Source organism: Ekhidna sp., assembly GCF_039940915.1.
Lineage (GTDB): Bacteria > Bacteroidota > Bacteroidia > Cytophagales > Cyclobacteriaceae > Ekhidna.
Genome location: NZ_JBDVFO010000003.1, coordinates 687,864 through 708,560, shown reverse-complemented (window position 1 = coordinate 708,560; position 20,697 = coordinate 687,864). Strand labels below are relative to the sequence as shown.

The 20,697-nt window shown below is 40.7% G+C and carries 20 protein-coding genes; 9 read left to right on the top strand and 11 right to left on the bottom strand.

The window, feature by feature from the left end; translation table 11 throughout:
- Positions 1-123: 123 nt before the first annotated feature.
- The 8 genes from ABJF57_RS18180 to ABJF57_RS18145 all read right to left on the bottom strand — a co-directional run bounded on the left by ABJF57_RS18180 (position 124) and on the right by ABJF57_RS18145 (position 6,605).
- Positions 124-1,350: a caspase family protein gene (locus ABJF57_RS18180; RefSeq protein WP_462232763.1), complete on the bottom strand. Its 1,227-nt coding sequence runs from the start codon at positions 1,348-1,350 to the stop codon at positions 124-126.
- Positions 1,351-1,435: 85 nt separating this feature from the next.
- Positions 1,436-2,479 (bottom strand): saccharopine dehydrogenase family protein, encoded by a 1,044-nt coding sequence (locus ABJF57_RS18175; RefSeq protein ID WP_462232762.1) that lies wholly within the window; start codon positions 2,477-2,479, stop codon positions 1,436-1,438.
- 3 nt (positions 2,480-2,482) lie between these two features.
- Positions 2,483-3,724, bottom strand: coding sequence for a DEAD/DEAH box helicase (locus ABJF57_RS18170; RefSeq protein WP_462232761.1), 1,242 nt, complete (start codon positions 3,722-3,724; stop codon positions 2,483-2,485).
- Between the two features lie 108 nt (positions 3,725-3,832).
- Positions 3,833-4,543, bottom strand: a complete 711-nt coding sequence (locus tag ABJF57_RS18165; protein ID WP_462232760.1) for a cell division ATP-binding protein FtsE — start codon at positions 4,541-4,543, stop codon at positions 3,833-3,835.
- 9 nt (positions 4,544-4,552) lie between these two features.
- On the bottom strand, positions 4,553-4,756 hold the full coding sequence (locus tag ABJF57_RS18160; protein WP_462233167.1) for a fructose-6-phosphate aldolase: 204 nt from the start codon (positions 4,754-4,756) through the stop codon (positions 4,553-4,555).
- A gap of 51 nt (positions 4,757-4,807) precedes the next feature.
- The gene (gene fsa / locus ABJF57_RS18155; RefSeq protein ID WP_462232759.1) at positions 4,808-5,464 is read right to left on the bottom strand and encodes a fructose-6-phosphate aldolase; all 657 of its coding nucleotides are present in this window, start codon (positions 5,462-5,464) and stop codon (positions 4,808-4,810) included.
- Between the two features lie 282 nt (positions 5,465-5,746).
- Positions 5,747-5,896: a hypothetical protein gene (locus ABJF57_RS18150; RefSeq protein WP_462232758.1), complete on the bottom strand. Its 150-nt coding sequence runs from the start codon at positions 5,894-5,896 to the stop codon at positions 5,747-5,749.
- A gap of 67 nt (positions 5,897-5,963) precedes the next feature.
- Entirely contained in the window at positions 5,964-6,605 is a 642-nt protein-coding gene (locus ABJF57_RS18145; protein WP_462232757.1) for an NUDIX hydrolase, read from the bottom strand.
- Between the two features lie 74 nt (positions 6,606-6,679).
- Here ABJF57_RS18145 and ABJF57_RS18140 point away from each other — a divergent pair, with 74 nt between their 5' ends.
- Positions 6,680-7,390 (top strand): hypothetical protein, encoded by a 711-nt coding sequence (locus ABJF57_RS18140; RefSeq protein ID WP_462232756.1) that lies wholly within the window; start codon positions 6,680-6,682, stop codon positions 7,388-7,390.
- Here ABJF57_RS18140 and ABJF57_RS18135 read toward each other — a convergent pair.
- The 3 genes from ABJF57_RS18135 to ABJF57_RS18125 all read right to left on the bottom strand — a co-directional run bounded on the left by ABJF57_RS18135 (position 7,375) and on the right by ABJF57_RS18125 (position 9,818).
- Positions 7,375-8,394 carry a tetratricopeptide repeat protein gene (locus ABJF57_RS18135; RefSeq protein WP_462232755.1) on the bottom strand — a complete coding sequence of 340 codons (1,020 nt, stop codon included), beginning with the start codon at positions 8,392-8,394 and terminating at the stop codon, positions 7,375-7,377. The genes ABJF57_RS18140 and ABJF57_RS18135 overlap by 16 nt on opposite strands.
- A 66-nt stretch (positions 8,395-8,460) precedes the next feature.
- Positions 8,461-9,207 carry a head GIN domain-containing protein gene (locus ABJF57_RS18130; protein ID WP_462232754.1) on the bottom strand — a complete coding sequence of 249 codons (747 nt, stop codon included), beginning with the start codon at positions 9,205-9,207 and terminating at the stop codon, positions 8,461-8,463.
- Positions 9,208-9,287: 80 nt separating this feature from the next.
- A complete protein-coding gene (locus ABJF57_RS18125) occupies positions 9,288-9,818 on the bottom strand; it encodes a thioredoxin family protein (RefSeq protein WP_462232753.1) in 531 nt (176 codons plus the stop codon).
- 53 nt (positions 9,819-9,871) lie between these two features.
- Here ABJF57_RS18125 and ABJF57_RS18120 point away from each other — a divergent pair, with 53 nt between their 5' ends.
- The 8 genes from ABJF57_RS18120 to ABJF57_RS18085 all read left to right on the top strand — a co-directional run bounded on the left by ABJF57_RS18120 (position 9,872) and on the right by ABJF57_RS18085 (position 20,689).
- Positions 9,872-10,381, top strand: coding sequence for a metallophosphoesterase family protein (locus tag ABJF57_RS18120; protein ID WP_462232752.1), 510 nt, complete (start codon positions 9,872-9,874; stop codon positions 10,379-10,381).
- Between the two features lie 105 nt (positions 10,382-10,486).
- Positions 10,487-11,362: a polyphosphate kinase 2 gene (gene ppk2 / locus ABJF57_RS18115; RefSeq protein WP_462232751.1), complete on the top strand. Its 876-nt coding sequence runs from the start codon at positions 10,487-10,489 to the stop codon at positions 11,360-11,362.
- Between the two features lie 21 nt (positions 11,363-11,383).
- Positions 11,384-11,803 carry a CBS domain-containing protein gene (locus tag ABJF57_RS18110; protein ID WP_462232750.1) on the top strand — a complete coding sequence of 140 codons (420 nt, stop codon included), beginning with the start codon at positions 11,384-11,386 and terminating at the stop codon, positions 11,801-11,803.
- Positions 11,804-12,003: 200 nt separating this feature from the next.
- Complete coding sequence (locus ABJF57_RS18105; protein ID WP_462232749.1) at positions 12,004-12,342, top strand: PadR family transcriptional regulator; 339 nt, start codon at positions 12,004-12,006, stop codon at positions 12,340-12,342.
- Positions 12,339-14,951, top strand: coding sequence for an ABC transporter permease (locus tag ABJF57_RS18100; RefSeq protein WP_462232748.1), 2,613 nt, complete (start codon positions 12,339-12,341; stop codon positions 14,949-14,951). Before ABJF57_RS18105 ends, ABJF57_RS18100 begins: the two co-directional genes overlap by 4 nt.
- Before the next feature lie 75 nt (positions 14,952-15,026).
- On the top strand, positions 15,027-15,359 hold the full coding sequence (locus ABJF57_RS18095) for a PadR family transcriptional regulator (RefSeq protein ID WP_462232747.1): 333 nt from the start codon (positions 15,027-15,029) through the stop codon (positions 15,357-15,359).
- Positions 15,356-17,947 (top strand): ABC transporter permease, encoded by a 2,592-nt coding sequence (locus ABJF57_RS18090; RefSeq protein WP_462232746.1) that lies wholly within the window; start codon positions 15,356-15,358, stop codon positions 17,945-17,947. The genes ABJF57_RS18095 and ABJF57_RS18090 overlap by 4 nt, the downstream gene beginning before the upstream one ends.
- 105 nt (positions 17,948-18,052) lie before the next feature.
- Entirely contained in the window at positions 18,053-20,689 is a 2,637-nt protein-coding gene (locus tag ABJF57_RS18085) for a M14 family metallopeptidase (protein ID WP_462232745.1), read from the top strand.
- The last annotated feature ends 8 nt before the right edge of the window (positions 20,690-20,697 follow it).

The window sequence follows — 20,697 nt, the reverse complement described above, 5'->3', positions numbered from 1 at the left end:
AGTTCGTCCTGAAAGGTAGATCTCAATATTGAATTTCTATTTCTTAGTCATCTAGACTTAGAGAATTTCAAAAGAGAAGAAAATATTTGGGGGTAGCTTTAAACGCAAATTAAATAAAAAACTTCACTGGCGCTTAAGGAAAATGAAATCTCCTCCTTCATCTCCTGCCTGTGAAATGGGTCCATACTGTGGCACTTGACCATTGGGACTATTGTTGATTACGGCTGTTTTAAAATGTCGGAAGAGCTGATCCGCTGAAAGCAACGGAGATTGATTATTAATCAGGTTCTTTAACAGATATTCAATGAATACACTTTCATCAGGCACCGTCTTTAGTGTTCCGCTAGTCATTGCCTTTCTGCTTGGGAGTTTATACACTTCCAAAACAGCTCTACTATTGCCAAAAACTGCTCGTTCTTTAAGTATGCCGCCACTAAAACATGCATCAGATATCAACAGCGTATGCTTAGAGTTGATGCCTCCCACGTAATCTCTAAGCGTACTATTGGACAACCAATAAGATTTGGAGTCTAATGAAGCATCGCTAGGTAGCCAGTACCCTTGATTTAATTGCTCATTCCAGATACCATGACCAGCATAGAATATCAGCAGGTTATCTTTTTCTGTAACAACACCCGTAAGGTTGTCCAGGGCTTTGATGATATCCTCTCTCCGCGGGTTTTCCAGCACAGTTACATTTTCCTGATCGAAGGCATAGTGATAGGTAAGCACACCTGCCAGCTGTTCAGCATCATTGATTGGATTGTCTAAGTCCTGAATTTCATCGTCTCGATAATTATTCACACCAATGATCAATGCGTAATATTTTCTTTTACCCAATTCATTGATCAGTGCTTTACCTACAGCGTCTTTTTCTGCCATTGGGGTAGTCGGGGTTGCCTGACTTTGAGCTACCTGCGGTGATTCCGTAACTGGTATTTCTTTAAAAAGGGCAACATTACCCGATACCAGTGGTGCACATGTATTCAGCTTGATATCTCCTTTCCATCTACCTGTGAGGCTTTCTCTACCTTCATTTAATTGATAGGTCAATTCATTTTTTGCCATACACGCAACACCTGTTTTATAGATGATTTCCTTACCCTCGAGTGTGATTTTTCCCTCTTTAATTCTGCCCTCTACTCTTGCTTTGATGGAATCTTTCTTCTCTAGGTTTTTTGCATAAACAAAGCCTGTGATTCGATTATCCTTTTGGGTCAATTCATATTTGAGCTGAGTATGCTCTTTAAGAAAGGTGGATGTACCAAGCCAGGTACCAGAAATATTTATGTCTTGGGCGTGGGTGATTGAACAGAGCGTAACGAATAAGGTGATAAGGGTGCATCTCATGACTTTAAGTTACGGAGTTTCGAATTGAACAGCTGTATCTTTCGACAAAAGTCTGCTACATCTATGCTCAAGTTCTGATTTTTCTCTATAAAAAGAAGCAGCCTTCGACCTCAAGAATAAGCCCCTCACCGTAAGCGGAAGATGGAGTCTGAAAACCATTTTTGTAGTTTCCGTTAAAGATTTTTTGAGCAATCAAAACCGAAGACTTAGCAGTAAGTGTATAACCATTTGGGGTTTTCATTCTCGCCTCAATCGTCGTGTCACCATTACTGGCTTCTCCCCACAAATACATACATGAGGCGTCTCTTTTTTCTTCCCTTGGGCCATCAGGTCGTTTGTCCATTTGGCGTATCAGAAAGTTTTTAATCATTCGAGACTTCAGCATGAATGACATACGAAGAGTTTTCTTCACCTTATTGATTTGCTGCTGATCCGTTCCAGAGAATACTTCGATATTGGGGATACCTGTGCTATGATAGGCTGTAGAAACATCGCCCCATGAAATACCCATTGACAGTTGCGTAAAATCCCCATAGTCAATATCTCGAACGGACTTTCCCATCGGAATGCCTTCATACTTCCCTTCTCTTCTCCTCATCTGTGGATCTCCCAGATTTTCAATCATGGTCTTAGCCGTGCCTCTGGAGAGCCTACCTCCTTTGCTAACAAAGGCTAGTTTTAAATCTTTTGCGTCCGGGAGCTTATTATGCAGATGTTTTGCAAGACAATCGGATGGTACTACATCAAAGCCTGCTCCTGGCATTAGCATTAAATTCTTTTCCTTGGCCTTTTCGCTATACTCCTTTATGAGATCAAAAACCTGGAACTCGCCAGTAATATCGAGGTAGTGGGTATCCGTAGCTAGGCAAGCCTCCACCATTTCTTTAGCTGTATGAATAAATGGTCCTCCACAATGAATAACTACATTACCTCGTCTAAGCCAATTCTCGAGTTTTTCTTTTTCTGACACCTCAAATACATCATATTCCAAGTCGTGTTTATTGGCAAAAGCCATGGCTTTATCAGCACTTCTGCCGGCTATAATGGGCTTGATTCCATGCTTAAGGCATTCGTCCACAATCAAACGACCAGTGTATCCGTAAGCGCCATAAATAAGGAGGTTGTTCATTGTTTAGTTGTGTTTGGGCTTCTTCTTACTTCTAAAGTTCTTGTGCTTATGTTTTGATCGTGGTGGCTTAAAGTTCTTCTTTTTTGTGGATGGTGGCAAATCACTATTCTTCTCTGTGGGTTCAAACCCTTCGACTTCCTCTGTTGGAATTTGAATTTCTATTAGTTTCTGTATGTCTCTTAAATATTCAAGCTCTTCTAAACTTACCAATGATAATGCTATTCCACTAGCTCCTGCTCGTCCTGTACGTCCAATTCGATGCACATAATCCTCCGGCACATTGGGTAATTCAAAATTAACCACATGTGGGAGTAAAGGTATATCCAAACCTCGTGCCGCAATGTCTGTCGCAACTAAAACTCTTACGTTTCCTTTCTTAAAACCATCCAACGCCTTGGTTCGCGCGCCTTGACTTTTATTGCCGTGGATTGCTGCTGCACTGATATCGGCTTTGATCATTTTTTCTGTCAACCGGTTAGCTCCATGCTTAGTTCTGGTGAAAACAAGGACTTGTTGCCATTTGCCTCCAGCGATCAAATCCAAAATCAATTCCGTCTTTCGTACTTTATCAACTCGATAAACCAGTTGATTGATTTTTTCTACAGTTGTATTTTCAGGCGTCGCTTCCACGTACTTCGGACGCTTCATGAATGCATTCGCTAAGCCTTTAATCTCTTTTGAAAAAGTGGCTGAGAAAAGTAAGTTTTGTCTCTTAGGTGGGAGCAGGTTCAGAATCTTATTGATATCTCTCTGAAAACCCATATCAAGCATTCGATCTGCTTCGTCCAGAACCAATATTTCTACTTTATGTAGTGATAAAGCATGCTGGTTGTGCAGATCGAGAAGCCTTCCAGGAGTCGCTATCAATACATCGACTCCATTCTTAAGTGCCGCTATTTGAGGGTTTGACTTAACACCTCCAAAAATAACTGCTGATCGAATATCCATATATGCAGCATAGGCTCTTACATTATCATATATCTGTGCTGCCAACTCGCGCGTAGGTGTAAGAATGAGTGCTCTCACAGGGCGCTTTCTGAAAATCTCCCCATCGGATAAAAGTTGAAGCAAAGGCAGCGTGAATCCTGCAGTCTTTCCAGTACCTGTTTGCGCTGATGCCAACACATCACTTTTTTCCAGAATCACTGGAATAACCTTAGACTGAATTGGTGAAGGCTCCGAATATCCTTTTTTACTGATGGCCTTCAGCAAGGGTTGGGACAAACCCAATGAATTAAACGACATAAAGACTGTTTGAAGAAACGCCTCTGAGTGACAAGAGTCATTTCTAGTGAATGGCAAAGGTACGTCTAAAAAAATGAGGGAGATGTTATGTTACTATGTTCTGATATATCAATACCAACCACTAAGTTCGAATTTCTCTTTGGAAGAATCTAGCATGCGACCACTTTCGCATTTGAGTACCCGGTGAGGAAACTTCTCAATAAATTTATGATTATGAGTGGCCATGAATACAGCGGTGCCGCTGTTATTGATTTCCTCAAATAATTTTAAAATTCCGTCACTTACGTCCGGATCAAGGTTACCAGTAGGCTCGTCCGCGAATAAAATTTGCGGTTCATTGATCATTGCTCTGGCGATCACTACACGCTGCTGCTCTCCCCCGGATAGCTGATGTGGCATCTTAGCCGAAACAGCTCCCAAGCCAACCCGCATCAGTACTTCTGCGATCCTATTCTTCATTTTGGCAGGCTCTTTCCAACCTGTGGCTTTCATCACAAATGTCAGATTTTCGGCTATGGTTCGATCGTAAAAGAGCTCAAAATCCTGAAAAATGATTCCGATTTTTCTTCTTAAAAAGGGTACATCTTTGGATTTAATACGGTTCACTGGAAACCCAACCACTTCTGCATGTCCCAAGCGAAGTGGTAGGTCGGCATAAAGTGTCTTTAGCAAGGAAGATTTCCCGCTTCCCGTTCGTCCAATCAGGTAGACGAATTCGCTTTTATCAATGGTAAAGTCGAGCTCGCTTAAAACTGTGTGGTCCTCCTGAAAAATAGAAGCATTTGAAACTCTAACGATTGGTTCTTCAGAAAATGACATTCTTAATAGTTATATCTCTAGCTTTTGAAGCTTACCATACGGCAAGCTCTTGATCAGCGTCTTCAATTCCTCGTCTTTACCTTCAAGGCCAAATTTATCCATTCGTTTCAATGGTCGATCTGTTCTGAAATAGGCAACCAAAACGAAATCCCGATCACGTATTTGAATGTAATCAGGAATTTTTGCTTTTCCTTTTACCTTGATGATGTACATTTCTTCTAAACTAATTAAATCTAGGGCTTCCATCATCAACTAGGAATTAAATTATTTGTTCGTTTTTTGGTAGTCTGCTAGAAACTTTTCAAGTCCTGAATCTGTTAACGGATGCTTCAGCAAACCGGTTATGACGCTCAGCGGACATGTAGCAACATCGGCACCTATTTCGGCACATTGAATCAAATGCATGTTATGACGAATTGAAGCGGCCAATACCTCTGTTTCAAATCCATAATTATCATAAATGCCAACTATTTGCTCTATCAAGGCAAGTCCATCCATTGAAATATCATCCAAACGTCCGATAAATGGAGAAACATAGCTCGCTCCTGCTTTAGCAGCAAGAATTGCCTGTCCAGCATTAAAAATCAGGGTGCAGTTTGTTCTGATTCCTTCCGCGGACAAAGCAGAGATTGTTTTCACTCCGTCTTTTATCATAGGAATCTTCACCACGATCTTGTCATCAATCTTTGCCAACTCTTTGCCTTCAATGACCATTTTATCGTACTCCGTGGCTATTACTTCTGCACTCACATTGTCATCTACAATGTCACAAATGTCTTTGTAGTGCTTCAAAATATTTGCTTCTCCAGTGATGCCTTCTTTAGCCATCAGTGAAGGATTGGTAGTTACACCATCAAGCACGCCCAAATCCTGAGCCTCTCGTATTTCGTCAAGGTTTGCGGTATCGATGAAAAATTTCATGTGTTTTTTGTTTTAAAAGGTTGGCACGTGGAATGTCCGAGATAAGATAACGCGACTTCATAAATGAAAGAGACTTCTCGCATCTTAATATGTCGTAAACAAATTGAAAGGTGGACATTTCATCCGTTTAGGAAGTTAAAAATGGCAAACGAAGCATCGCACCGCTACAACCGTCTACCCTTGCTACCGTCAGGTCCTGGGGGATTAAACAGGAGCTGGTCGTACCCGTTTGCCGCTGCAAAATTAGTAAATAGATTAGTATGATGTAAGGATTATTTTGGATTAGTATTCTTCCAGATGTCGATAAAACAAATCTTCCTCCTTTAATGGCTCTGATTCTTCTTCTTTCTCTTGAATGCAAAGCTCTTCCAGCTCCAACCTATCATCAAAATCAGAGCACTCATCCTGGTATTCTCGCTCGAATGCTTCCATGATTCAAAAGTAAGATCTGCACATCATTCAACTGGAAATTGAAAGTTATCTTTTAATGATGGAACTATTACTTATCTGGAAATTCATTGAGAATTTGAACCATTTCACTTAACATCATTGCTGTGGCTCCCCAAACCGTGCGTCCTTCTAAATCAAAGTATGGGCATTGCATTTTGAAGCCATTTTTTACAGTGATCTCCTTTTCTTTGAGTTTGTTAGGATCGATCAAATCAGTGATTGGTGGCGTAATAATGTCATGCACTTCTCTGGGTTCAGGCACAAATCTTGGTTTAAAATCGATCCTACCTATCACTGGCAAAACCATGTAGTTACTGGCAGCCACAAAAAACTCTGACAAGTTGCCGATGATTTTCACCTGCTCATGGTGCACTCCTATTTCCTCATGAGTTTCACGCAGGGCTGTCTGATATTGATCGAGATCCTCTTCCTCGAATCTTCCCCCAGGAAGCGCCATTTGGCCACTGTGAATGCCATCATAATTTGGTCTTTGAATAAGCGGGAAGTGTATCAACCCCTGATCCTCATACAATAAAATGAGCACTCCCCCCTTGCGAGGTGGAACCTCATGCCTCATCTTCAAAGGAGCACCATTGGGCAATTTGGGCTTCATTATTTGGTGCGCACTTTCTCCTGGCATGGATAATTGCACACGCTTCTCCAAGAATCTGGTCAGTTCATCGAAATTCATTTAGATGCAAATTAAGCATGACTTGTTCATTTCGCTTTTATAATTATATTGAACTACCATCCCTAATCACCTCAATGGAAGATGTGCCAAGTTACGTTGCTGCTACCTTTATTGCTATTGTAATAGCAGTACTTGGCTTCTTGTATTACTCCATCAGTGCTGCCACTTCTAAGAAGAAAAACATTACTACCACTCTGGTCATCGTCTTACTTGTTGGTTGGATATTTTTTGTGAGTGTTCAAACTTTGAACGGGTATTTCACAAACCTATCTGGTGTACCCAGACTTCCCTTAATGGCAGGTGTGCCTTTGGCCGCTATTGTCATTGCTTTTTTGTGGCGCAAATCACGCACTGTACTTCTTAATATGCCCATCACCACGCTTCACTACATACACATCGTTCGTGTACCTGTAGAAATGGTGATTTGGTGGCTAGCTGTTTCAAGAGCTATGCCAATGGACATGACGTTTGAAGGCGTGAACCTGGATATCATTTCCGGCATATCAGCACCTTTCGCTGCTGTCTTTCTTGTTGGAGCGAGTAAAAACAGAATTGGAGCAATTATTTGGAATGTTGTCGCTTTGGGTTTGCTTATACATATTGTGCAGTTGGCTATTGGGTATATGCCCTACTTTTTTACTCCGTCAGGCGGTCAGGTAGCCAACTTAGGAATATTTTATTTTCCATACGTACTGCTCCCAACTTTCATAGTTCCGGCTATTTTCTTTAGCCATACCGTGTCGCTATTTCAGTTGCTTTTTAAAAAGAATCAGTCACACTTTTGATCAACCTTCCTCTGGCTGGAGTGTTCATTTAGTTCTGCTCCTTTTTTCCACGACTCGCATGCGGAAGACAAATCACCCATATTTTCGTGTGCATCGCCTAGGTAGAAATACACCTCATCTATGAACTCGTTGGACTGTATTGCTCTATTGAGCAATCTTATCGCTCCACTATCATCCCCTTTTTTTGAGAGGTAGATTCCTTTATTTCGATAGGCCCATCCATTTTTTGGATTTATAACAATGCTTCTATTGATGTCTTCAATAGCAGCATCAAGGCTATCCATTTCCAAATAAATAAACCCTCTATTGTTCAAGAAATATGGTTCTCCAGGAACAACATCTAATGCTCGGTTGATTTCTGCCAGGGCAGATGCATAATTCTCCCTCTGAAGCTCTATTAAGCTCAAAAGGCTAAATGCGTTTGCATCTTCCGAACTCAAAGTGAGTGCTTCACCCACCAAACCTTCTGCGGTTTCATACTTCTGCTGGAAGTAGTAGATGGTGGCCATGTTTATCATGGTCTCTGGATTCGAAGGATTCAAGCTATCCGCTATGTTAAAATTTATAAGCGCATCCTCATAATCCCGCATCTTCGTATGTACCAGGCCTTTGTAGAAATAAACAAATGCGGAGTCTGGCCTTATATCCTGAATACTATTTACATCTTTTAAGGCATTTTTAAACTGTCCAATTTCTTCATATGCATACGCTCGATTAAATAGTGCATCGAGGTATTCCGGTTCAATTTTAATTGCAGCATTGTAATCCAATATTGCTTCATATGGATGATTTGATTCTATTCTTGCCACACCCCTGTTATTCAAAGCGGCAGCATAGTTGGGCGTTTCTTTCAGCGATTGATTGTAAAATTCTATGGCTTGATCAAGCGCTCCATCACTAAGCGCTTTGTTTCCCATGTGGAAAAATCTTTGCGTCCGTTCCTCAGAGGATTCGCATCCAGTAAGGCAAAAGAAAAAAACAAAAAGGAATGGTAGTTTTTTCATGTAAGGTTGAAAACAAAAAAGGCCTGCACAAAAGTATGCAGGCCTTTTTTTGTTTTCACTAGATTCCTAGTATTTCCTTACAGAACCTCCGCTGCTAGAGTTGGCATCCAGGTATTTTGGACTTCCTTTGTATTTTATGGAGCCGGCACTGCTAGCTCTTGCATCGAGTTTAGAACTTACATTTACCCTAATCGATGCTCCACTGCTAGCAGAAGCATAAGCCTCTTCACTTTCAACATCGTAAGCATCGTAATCACCTGAGCTGCTAGCATCTATATCTTGTTTCTTTACTTTTCCTTCTACTTCAATATCGCCTGCACTGGCAACATCTGCTTCAATTTCATTGGCTTGTACTTTCAATCGTGCATCTCCAGCGCTGGAAGCATCAATTGATACTTCGTCTGCATTTTCGATGCTCACATCAATATCTCCGGCACTTGATACATCAACCTCAAAATCTGATCCATTGGCATCAATGGTTCCCTCCGATGTAATGGAAGACGCTGATGAAGATGAAATACTATTGATGGACTTATAAGTCACATAGACTTTTACATCAATGTTTCTATGATTATTTCCTTCTAAGTGAATCTTTAGCCGATCGCCACTGATCTCTGTCAATACCTCGTCTAAATCGTGACTATCTGAGACAATGCGAGCCTCCTCCTTATTTCCTTCTTTCAGATAAACATCAATTCCTTCGTGCGCGGATACTTCCGAAAATGACCCCAAGTTTCTTGTTTCCTCAGACTGAGCAAATGTTGCTCCTGCTACAAGAATTCCAAGTATTGTTACTAAAAATGATTTTTTCATGTCTTTTCTATTTTAAAGTTAGGTGAGTTTTACCCTCATAATCTAACACTATAGATTTAGAAAAAACAGAAAGGTTGCAGCTAGAGCGAGGTTTTATTGTTTTTCTTAAATTCCTCCCACTCAGTAGTTGTGTAATGACTGCCACCGATATATAAAAGGATGGGTTCCATCTGCTCGGGTTTCAGATAGCCAGCAATGGGTTGTATGATTCGAAGGTCCTCATCCATAAAGACTGTCGTAGGATAGCTTAGCTGGTTTCTTGTCAATGCCGCGGCTAACTCATGAACTCCTCTCCTTCCCTGTGAAACAAAATTGAAGGTATGTCCCCTGAACTCAACAGACTCTTTCTGCTCAGCATTGAATTTTACAGCATAGAAATTTTCATTGATGTACTTGGCAATCTCATTTTTACCGTAGGTATTTCTGTCCATCACTTTGCACCATCCACACCAATCTGTATACAAATCAATTAACAGTTTTTTAGGATTATTTTCATGGAGTGCAATGGCCTCCTCAAATGTTAACCACTTTACTTCTTCTGTTTTGGGAATATCGAAAGATGAAAGTCCCAAAAGAATTGAAGAAACAAATAAATATTTTAGTGCTCTCATAACTATGAAACGGGTAAGCACCCTGAATTAGTTTCACTACAAAGATATCAAAAATGAAGATCGGTCTCCTATCTGACACGCACGGTTATTTGGATCCTAAAATATTCAAGTATTTTGAAGGGGTAGATGAAATCTGGCATGCAGGAGATATTGGCACCATGGACGTGTTGGAGGAACTGAAAAAATTTAAACCAACAATCGCTGTGTGGGGCAACATTGATGGAGGTGCACTGCGACAAGAATGCCAGGAAGGAGAGGTATTTGAAAGATCAGGAGTTCGTATTCTGATCACTCATATAGCCAATAAACCTCCAAAGTATAATAAAAAGGTGCTCTCTTATGTAAAAAAATACCATCCCAAACTGTTGGTATGTGGTCATTCCCACATTTTGAAAGTAATGCCCGATAAGGTCAACAACCTACTATTCATGAATCCTGGGGCAGCAGGAAAACATGGCTTTCACAAAATCAAAACACTGCTACGATTCGATTTAGTTAATGGTGAAATCAAAAATCTTGAAGTGATTGAGATGGGCCCAAGAGCGAAATCCCTCGATCAATAACACGAAATTGATTTCATTGATTTTAATCAAAGGTGCAGGTGATGTTTATCCTTCCCAGCACTATTGCCCATCCATATCTTGGTTGTATTAATCAATGATAAGGCGATGACGGATAAAAATAGCGAGACAGCAAAACTCGACCTTACGGCAGAAGATTTACAGCGAATAAATTCTGCCCAGGGAATTAAGAGAATTCTCAAAGAAAAAAATCATGACATTGAGAAATTAATGTTTTCGCTCAATTATGAGCATGAACTCAAGCAGTTACAAATAGAACTTGTAAAGCTTCAAAGAGATGTTCATTTAAAGAATCGCAGAGTAGCCATCATTTTTGAAGGGCGTGATGCTGCGGGCAAGGGCGGAAACATCAGAAGGTTCATTGAACACCTCAATCCTCGTGCGATGCGAGTGGTGGCATTGAGCAAACCCACAGAGGTAGAAAAAGGGCAATGGTATTTCCAACGATATGTGAACACTCTTCCCAATCCTGGAGAGATTACTTTCTATGATAGAAGCTGGTACAACCGGGCTGTGGTAGAGCCGGTGATGGGCTTTTGTACTGAGGACGAGTACCGGACTTTCCTACTTCAGGTTCCCGAATTTGAACATATGCTTTATGAGGATGGAGTAGAAATTATCAAATTCTGGCTATCAATTTCCAAGGCCGAGCAGAAAAAGCGATTTGATTCACGGAAAGATGACCCTCTCAAACAATGGAAACTCAGCCCAATTGATGAAAAGGCTCAGGAGCACTGGGATGACTACACCAAATACAAAAAAGAAATGTTTTCCCGTACCCATATGTCTTACAGCCCCTGGATCATTATAGAGGCCAATAATAAAAAGAAAGCACGTCTAGAAACTATCCGGTATGTACTGAATCATCTGAACTATGAAGGAAAAGATTTGGCAAACATTTCGTTGGATCCTGATCCGGAAATTGCCAGCCGGTTTCATCGGGCAGCGGCTAGTAGTGATTAAACTGATTTAACAAATACAATTATGAAAAAAAGAGAAAAAGTAGAGAACGTAATGACTAAAGACGTTCAAACAGTAAATATTACACATTCACTTAAGGAGGCCAATGACTTGTTTAACAAGCATCACATTCGGCATATCCCGGTGGTGTCTGGTGAGAAATTGATCGGGATTCTGAGTCAAACAGATATACTAAGAATCAGTTTCGGAAATACTTTTGGGAATGAGCAGGCAGGATCAGACGAAGCAATATTTGATATGCTATCCATTAATCAGGTAATGAAGCACAGCCCCGAAACTGTGAACCCACATGATACCATAAAGGACGCCGCGGAAGTTTTTGCCAAGCGAGAGTTTCATGCGCTTCCTGTTGTTGAAAATGAAAAACTGGTAGGGATAATTACCACTACGGACATTATCAACTATTTCATTGATCAATTTTAAAAGAAGCTAAATCATAGAAGCTCCTTTGCTTAGCGGCCTGCAAGCTTTGTGGCATTCCATCTTTAAAAGGGGAATGCCACATTTTTTTTTGCATTTCGTGCAACCTTCACATTTCATTTACATCTATAAAAGAAATAAGACTTCAATCTTGTATTGATTTGATTTACATTTATGAAAAAAATCAATAGCAAGCCAGAACTATGAAAACCAAATCATATCAATTGGGAGAGCTGGAGGAGCTGGTGCTCATGATCGTCGGAATACTCAATGAAGAGGCTTACGGTGTGAAAGTGATGGATGAAATCCAGGATCAGATCGGAAGAAAAGTGAATATAAGTGCTGTACATACTGTACTTGACCGTTTGGAAAAGAAAGAATTTGTGTCTTCTTACATGGGAGGAGCCAGCGCTGAACGGGGCGGCAGACGCAAACGTCTTTTCAGAATCACTGCTGAGGGATCAAAAGCTATCACTTATGTTCATGAAACACGAAATGAACTATTTAAGCAAATTCCAAAAACGATTTTAGGATATACATGAAGAAACACTCACCACCAAAATGGGCATTGCGTTTTCTTCAGTTTTTCTACAAAGAAAGATACCTGGAACAGATTGAAGGGGATTTATATGAGCTCTTTCAAAGAGAGGGTGAAACACGAAAAGCCAAGTTTCACTTCGGATTGAATACGATACGGTTTTTCAGATTAAGATATTTAAAAGGACTAGACGATTTCGAACAACTAACAACTCTTGCCATGATCAAAAACTATTTAAAAGTTGCCATAAGGACATTAATAAAGCAGAAAAGCTACACTGCAATCAATATTTCAGGACTGGCGGTGGCCATCGCTTCTGCACTGCTTATTTCCATGTACATTTTCCATGAGAAAAGCTATGACAACTTCTACCCCGATGTAGACAGAATGTATCGAGTAGCCAACGGTGACAATGGAAGTTGGACACCTACACTACTTGCACAAACCATTCAGGCAGAAATACCTCAAACTGAAGCTGCGACCAAATTAAACGGACTATCTGAATCGTTTTTGGAGGTTGGTGATCAAGGAATACTCCAGGATGGTGGTTTATGGGTTGATGAAAATTTTCTTAAAGTATTTGATATTCAACTGCTTCAAGGAAGTTTGGAATATGCTTTGACAGAACCAGATCATGTAATTCTCACAGAGACCCTGGCTGCTAAATTTTTTGCTGACGTTGCTGCAATGGATCAGGTTATTGAAATTGATGGGGATCAATTCAAAGTAGTTGGCATTGTTGCTGATCCTCCTAAAAACACTCATATTCCTTACGAATACATTGTTGCAAATCCTGTCGATCCTGAAGGGAAATACTATTGGAGTGGCAACAACACTTTCACGTATCTCAAACTAAAAGAAATGTCAAACCCTAGTGATGTATCCATTCTTTTGGCTGATCTCTATGCTGAAAAAGTAGGTCCTGATTACATCGAATACACAGGGCATGAGTCTTTTGAAGCGTTACAAAAAGAGTATCCCAACAGGAATTTTGCATTCACCATGGTTCCCGTTTTGGATATACATCTCCAAAAGCCCCATTTCAGCATGGGATCTCAAGGAGATCAAGAAAGTATTTTGATATTTAGCTTGATTGCACTTTTCATCCTTCTGATTGCTTGCATCAATTACATCAACCTGTCTACCGCACGTTCATCTGTTCGATCCAAGGAAGTAGGAATCCGGAAATCTTTAGGATCACAGAAGAAAAACATCATTTTACAGTTCCTCACCGAATCCATGTTGATCACGCTCATTTCAGTAATCTTTGCATGCATTTTAGCAATACTCTCCGTCAACCTTTTCAATCAATTAACTCAACGAGTTTTTGTGAGTTCTGACCTTTTCACTTTCGAAAGCATGGCTGTTTTGGCCGTTCTTTTGCTCATCGTGGGTCCTCTTGCAGGTGGATATCCAGCCTATATTATGGCTAGGTTCAATCCCATACAGGCATTAAAAGGCGGTGTCGCTAAAGCTGGAAAACAGACCTTCAGAAACATTCTTGTTGCGTTCCAATTTGCAACATCGGTCTTTCTCATAGCCATCACATTGGTTATTTATTTCCAAGTAGAGTATATGCAATCGCAGGATATTGGAATCGACATAAGCAATACCTTAGTCGTAAAAAATGGTGTCCAGTTGGAAGGAAAATACGATGTATTGAAAGCGGAATTGGAGAAAAACCCTTACATCAAACACGTAAGTAAATCCAGCAATGTTCCATTTTACGGCTTTCCTGATTATGGGTATTCCGTACCTAATCAGAGTGGGTTGTCATTTAGTCCAAATAACGTATTCATGGCTCCCGGTGCGGAACAAGTATTTAACATGGAGCTTCTTGACGGTCGCTTTTTCAAAGAAAATTTTGTACCTGACACTGCCTGCGTCATTGTCAATCAAGCACTCGCAAAAGAACTGGGATGGGAAGATCCGGTAGGTAAAAAACTAAAACGAGATGATAAAATATATACCGTGATTGGGCTCGTTAAAGATTTTAACTACTCCTCCCTCAAAAGAAATGTGGATGCACTGATCATCCGACATGGCTCACCCAGCTATGAAATTGGAATTTATCATCAAAACTATATTCTGGTACAGTTTTCCAATAAAAACCTTAAAAAGGTATTTGAAGATGTAGAGGGAGAATGGTCAAAAGTAGCTGGAGGTTATCCATTCGAAGCTCGATTTCTTGACGACACCTTTCAGTTGCAATTCGAAAGCGAACGAAGATTTGGTATGATATTCACCACTTTTTCGGGTATGGCAATTTTCATAGCGCTCTTAGGGCTATTTGCTCTCACTACCTTCGTACTCCAAAAGCGCTACAAAGAAATTGCGGTAAGAAAAGTGATGGGAGCTACCATTTCATCTTTGATAAACATGATCATTAAAGATTTTACAAAACTTGTTCTAGCAGGTAGTTTGATCGGTATAGGTGCAGCTTTCTATTGGTTAACAGACTGGCTTCAAGGATATTCTACCAGAATAGAGCTTTCATGGTATTTATTAGCACTTCCTGTGCTAATAATACTCGCTCTCACCTGGCTGGTGGTAAGTGCTAAATCTTATAAAGCTGCCATTGCAAACCCTTCCAAAGCACTGAAAGACGAATAGCAATAAAACCTCTTTTATCAATTTTCGTATTTGTAGGAAATGTATTTATTCTACATTTACGAAAATTGATATAAAATGAAAGGTACCCACCTAGGAGAATTCGAGGAACTTGTACTATTAATCATAGGTGTCCTCTACCCTAATGCATACGGACTTGCCATAAAGCAAGAAATAGCAGATCAAACGAAAAGGTCACCAGCCATTGGTGCGATTCATTCTGCGCTTAGCAGATTGGAAGACAAAGGGTTTCTTAAATCGCACCTTGCTGATGCCACGCACGAAAGGGGTGGCAGAAGGAAAAAGCTCTACGAGATTACAGCTTCCGGAAAGCAAGCAATAGAGTACAATCGCTCGCTCAGAAATACACTGTGGAATCAAATACCAGAGCTAGCCTGGAAAAAGTTATGAGTCGGCATCAGCCCAATCATACCCCTCCAAGACTAGCAGATAAATTTCTCGAATTTTTCTGCAAAGAGGAATGGGTCGAGCCCATCAGAGGTGACCTTTTCGAGCAATACCAATTGGACAGAGAGAAGCACAGTAAGACGAAATCAAACTATAAGTACTGGATCAATACAATCAATTTCATTCGACCATTTGCACTAAAAAGAAACTCAACTACACTCAACCATTTAGCCATGTTAAAAAATACATTGAAGACATTCTCTCGTCAGCTAATAAGGAAACCGGTTCATCACTCAATCAATATGCTTGGGTTATCATTTGGACTAATCGTCGTATTCCTGGCGATGACGTGGGTAAACTACCATCAAAGCTTTGATCAATTTCATGTCAAAAAAGATCGCATTTACAAGGTTATGACCAATAGCTACAGCAGTGGAGAAACACAGACCTCAACGGGAGCTATTCTTGAGGTGACCGAACAGGCAAAACAAAGCATCTCCGATATTGAGCATGTTACGCGAATTATTTCAAATTGGAGATGGCCATCAGAACAGTGTTTTAAAGTAGATGAAAACAAACCGTGTGTTTATAGCAAAGGGATCTTTGCAGACTCTTCATTTTTTAAAATATTTGATTTTGAGATACTTAGTGGCGAATTAAGTCCACTGACAAACCCGACAAGTATTGCTTTGTCAGAATCTGTGGCAAAAAAACTATACGGAGATGTTAACCCTGTTGGCATGGAGTATCTAGTCGATAATCATTTTAAGGTCACTATATCTGCCGTTTACAAAGACGTACCTCCTACTTCCTCTCTTCAATTCGAATTTATCGCACCACTTCAGCTTGCTTACTCCCTCTGGGGGCAAAAGGAAGAAAACATGAAACAATATTCCTTCATCACTTATATGAGTTTAAAAAACAATGATGCTCAGTTGGTAGAGGAGCAAATTAACTCCCTGCCGATCTCGGATAAATATGAAAACCAAAGTGTCATTTTGCACCCGCTGACTAAAGCTCATTTATTCAGTAACTTCAAAAACGGGAAAGCTTCTGGCGGGCTTGCCTCCTATGTTCGAATAATTGGTCTGTTCGCAATATTTATTCTGGCAATGTCAATGGTCAATTTTATCAATTTAACTACCGCTCAATCCTCACTTCGTGGCAAAGAAATTGGTGTAAGAAAAGTCAATGGAGCTAGTAAAAGGTCTCTTCACTTCCAGTTTTTGATAGAAACATTATTAAAAGTTATCATTTCTTCCACTGTGGCATTGCTCGTAGCCTACTTGTTTGTGCCGTACTTAAATCAACTTATTGATGAAGAGATTCAATTCATTCTAAATAAAGCATTCATCATAAAAGTGTTGACCATCATCCTGGTGACTACACTTCTTTCTGGAATCTATCCTGCCTTGGTATTGTCAAGGTTCAATCCAATAAGTGTATTGAAAAATATACCTTTCAAAGGCGGAGGCAAACGAAACATCAGAAGATGGTTAACGATCACTCAGATCAGTATTTCTGGTGTAATTATTCTGCTAACGAGTGTATTCTACATGCAACTTGACTATCTGCAAAACCTAAGTACCGGATATGATAGGAAAGGTATTTTGGTGATGGAGCCCACCTTCAGTCACATTAGAAATTACAAAGCCTTTGTAGATGAACTGAAACAGAGTCCTTTAGTGAGTGAAATTGGCGCCTGTAATGCAAATATGATAGCTGCAAGTAGAATTACCGATAGAGTATCCTGGGGCGGCAAAGACCCTGATGAAAAAACTCAATTCAAGCCCATTGGAGCAGAAAATGGACTCTTGAGAGTTTTTGAATTGGACATCATAGAAGGAACATATTTCAATCCATCTGACACCTCTGAACAAATAATTCTTACAGAGACAGCACTTGAACGTATGAACCTGACAAACCCTATTGGTCAGCACATTCAAATCTATGGACAGAAGTGCAGGATTGTTGGTATCATTCCAGATTTCAACAGTCAATCACTGCATGAATCATTAATTCCCACCATCATATATCAAGTAAAGCCAGAAAACACTGGAACCTTTTACATCCGATATGACCAAAACAAGCCTTCTGAGTCCATCGCTTATATTGAAGAAAAGTACGATCAGTTTGAGCCCTTTTTCACGATGAAATCAAAAATTCTGGATGAGGAGTATGCAAAACTCTATCGGGAAGAAAAAGTCATCAGCAGTTTATCCATTTTTGCCATGATCACTGCCATCATTATTGCTGCAATAGGTATTCTCGGTCTCTCCACCTTCAATACAATCAGGAGATTTCGAGAGATCGGACTTAGAAAAATATTTGGCGCCAATGGCACTCAAATAATCAGAACACTCTCTACAGAGTTTATCTGGATTGCCCTTATTTCTAATGTCATTGCATGGCCGCTGAGCTTTTGGATAATGGACTACTGGCTGTCGGGGTTTGCCTACCGAATCAACGTCCCCTACGAGATTTTCCCTGTCAATCTCATACTCACGGCTGCCATTATTTTGCTCCTTGTGGCAATACAATCACTTAGAGTTATCAGACTTAATCCAACTGAGGTTATCAGGAATGAGTAGCCTTCCTCACCGCCCATCATATTTTTATACTTCTCAAGGGCAATCATAAATTTTAAGTCGTGTGGTGTTAGTATCTTCATGATCTTTCTTAAAACCTAAAAGATCATGAAGAGAATACTCACCTCACTCCTGCTTTCAGGCGTCCTTTCCATTGCTATAGCGCAACCACAGGTTGTAGATAACAAGCGTTTTTCGTTCGAACCTGACTTACCAAACAACTCATCTATCAGCTCACCCGAAGATTTTCTAGGTTATGAGCTGGGTGAGAATTTTACCGGATATGCGCATATTGTTTCCTATTATAAGCAGCTGGCTAAAGAATCACCAAGAGTGCTTTACAATGAATACGGCAAGACCTACGAAGATCGACCGCTAATCAATCTTGTTATTTCATCAGAAGAAAACATCCAAAACATCGATCAGATTCAGGCAACACATTTAAAATTACTCGATGCTACTTCCGCTGAAGCACAAACTATTCTAGATGATCAACCCGTTTTCACTTCATTCTCTTACAACATTCATGGCAATGAAGCTTCTTCCTCGGAAGCAGCGATGCAAGTAGCCTACCGAATGGCTGCAGCCACAGATTCTGGAACGATGGATGTACTAAAGAATTCTGTGATCATTATGTACATCTGTATCAATCCCGATGGAAGAGATCGATATGTGTACTGGTACAAATCAATGAAACGTATCAAACGACCAGGTGTGGAACCAAGAGACTTGGAACACTTTGAAGGATGGCCTGGAGGAAGGACCAATCACTATTGGTTTGATTTAAATAGAGATTGGATTTGGGGCGTACATCCTGAATCCAGAGGCCACACGGACGAATACCAAAAATGGATGCCACAAGTCCATGTAGACTACCACGAGCAAGGATATAACTCCAACTACTTCACCATGCCGGGCACTACTCCAAGAAATAAGCTTCTTCCAAACTCTTATGAGTCATGGTCTAAAGTTTTCGGTGATGCCAATGTCGCTCAATTTGACAAACACCAGATCAATTACTTTACCCGTGATGCTTTTGACTTCTTCTACCCCGGATATGGATCCAGCTGGCCGAGTGTAATGGGTGCCATTGGTATGCTGACAGAACAGGGCGGTCATTCCGCAGGTGGACGAATCGTGGAAACAAATGACGGCTACAACCTTACACTACGCCAGCGTATATTCGATCATTACACCACTTCGATTGCGACGATCAAAGCTTCGGCTGAGAATCGACAATCCCTACTAAAGTACAGCTATGATGCCTGGAAACCTTCGAATAGCAAAACCAACACCAAAGCCTATTTCTTCTCTGGTCAGGACATGTATGCCAATGAAGTAGTGAATGTGCTTAAACGAAATGGAGTGAAGGTATATCAAGCGAACAGTAACTTTCAAGTAAGCAGTGCAAAGGATTATAGAACAGGATCCATATCCAAAAAAACGTTGACTAAAGGGACTTTCATCGTCCCTGCAGATCAGCCTCGCACACTTTTCATCAACAGCATCATGGAGCGAAACATGGCCATTGAAGATTCTGTCATGTATGATATGGCCACCTGGTCAGCTCCAATTGCTTACAATCTGGATGCATGGTCTACCAGCGGTTCTTTTTCTGCGGATATGATGGAGGTGAGTGAAATGCTTGCTTCGAATGGAGAAGTAATAAATCCAGAAGCTCGCTATGCCTATGTCGTTGACTGGTCACAAAGAGATGCGCCAAAAGCACTCGCCAAACTTTGGGCTAAAAAATACAACGTGCGCTCAGCTGAAGAGCCATTTAGTGATGGGAATATAAGCTTCCCTGCCGGATCTTTGATTGTCTTGAAAGGAAGAAATCGTGAGAAAGCTGCTTCCATAGATCGTGATATAGTGGCAATAGCTAAAGAAGCAGGCGTAAAAATTGTCGGTTTCAATTCCGGAAGAATGCTAAGCGGTCAGGACCTGGCCAACTCAGGTAACCGACCTGTTAAACAACCAAAAATTGCGATGATGGTAGATCCACCATTCAGCTCTTATACCGGTGGTCAAATCTACTTCCTCTTTGACTGGATCACTGAGTTACCTATTGAGCGAATCAGAACCACTGCACTGGAACAAACAAGCCTACCGAAGCAAGGGTTTAGGTTCGGAGGTGCTGACCTGAAAGATTATGACGTACTCATCCTACCTGGTGGCGGAGCAACTTTAAAGGCACTCTTTGGTGAGAAACAACAAGAGCTAATAAAAGCATGGGTGCAAAACGGTGGAACACTCATCGCGACCGAAAGTGCAGCACCATTCTTCACAAAAGAAAACTCCAAAATCGTGGAAGTAGAAATGAAAAAGTCTCCTAAGGACAGCAGCGATGAAAGAAGCTACCTGAAATATGCCGATAGAGAAGATTATTTTGGTAAGCGAAGAGTTCCCGGTTCAGCGATAAACTCCTCCATTGACACCACACACCCACTTGCCTTTGGTCTCAAATCAACGCTGTATTCATTGAGGTTTGGGACTGATGTATTAAAACCTTCAGACAAGTTTCAGACAGTAGGATATTACCATAAAGACCCATCCAAGCTACTCGTTGCAGGCTATGCTTCAAATGAGAATTTAGATCACATAGCTGGACAAGCATTTGCTGGTGTGGCCAGTTTGGGTCAGGGGAAAATCGTCTACTTAATAGACAACACCCAGTATCGGATGTTTTGGTTGGGGCCATCACGAATGATGCAAAATGCAGTGATGATTTTACCTGGATTCTAAAAACAACT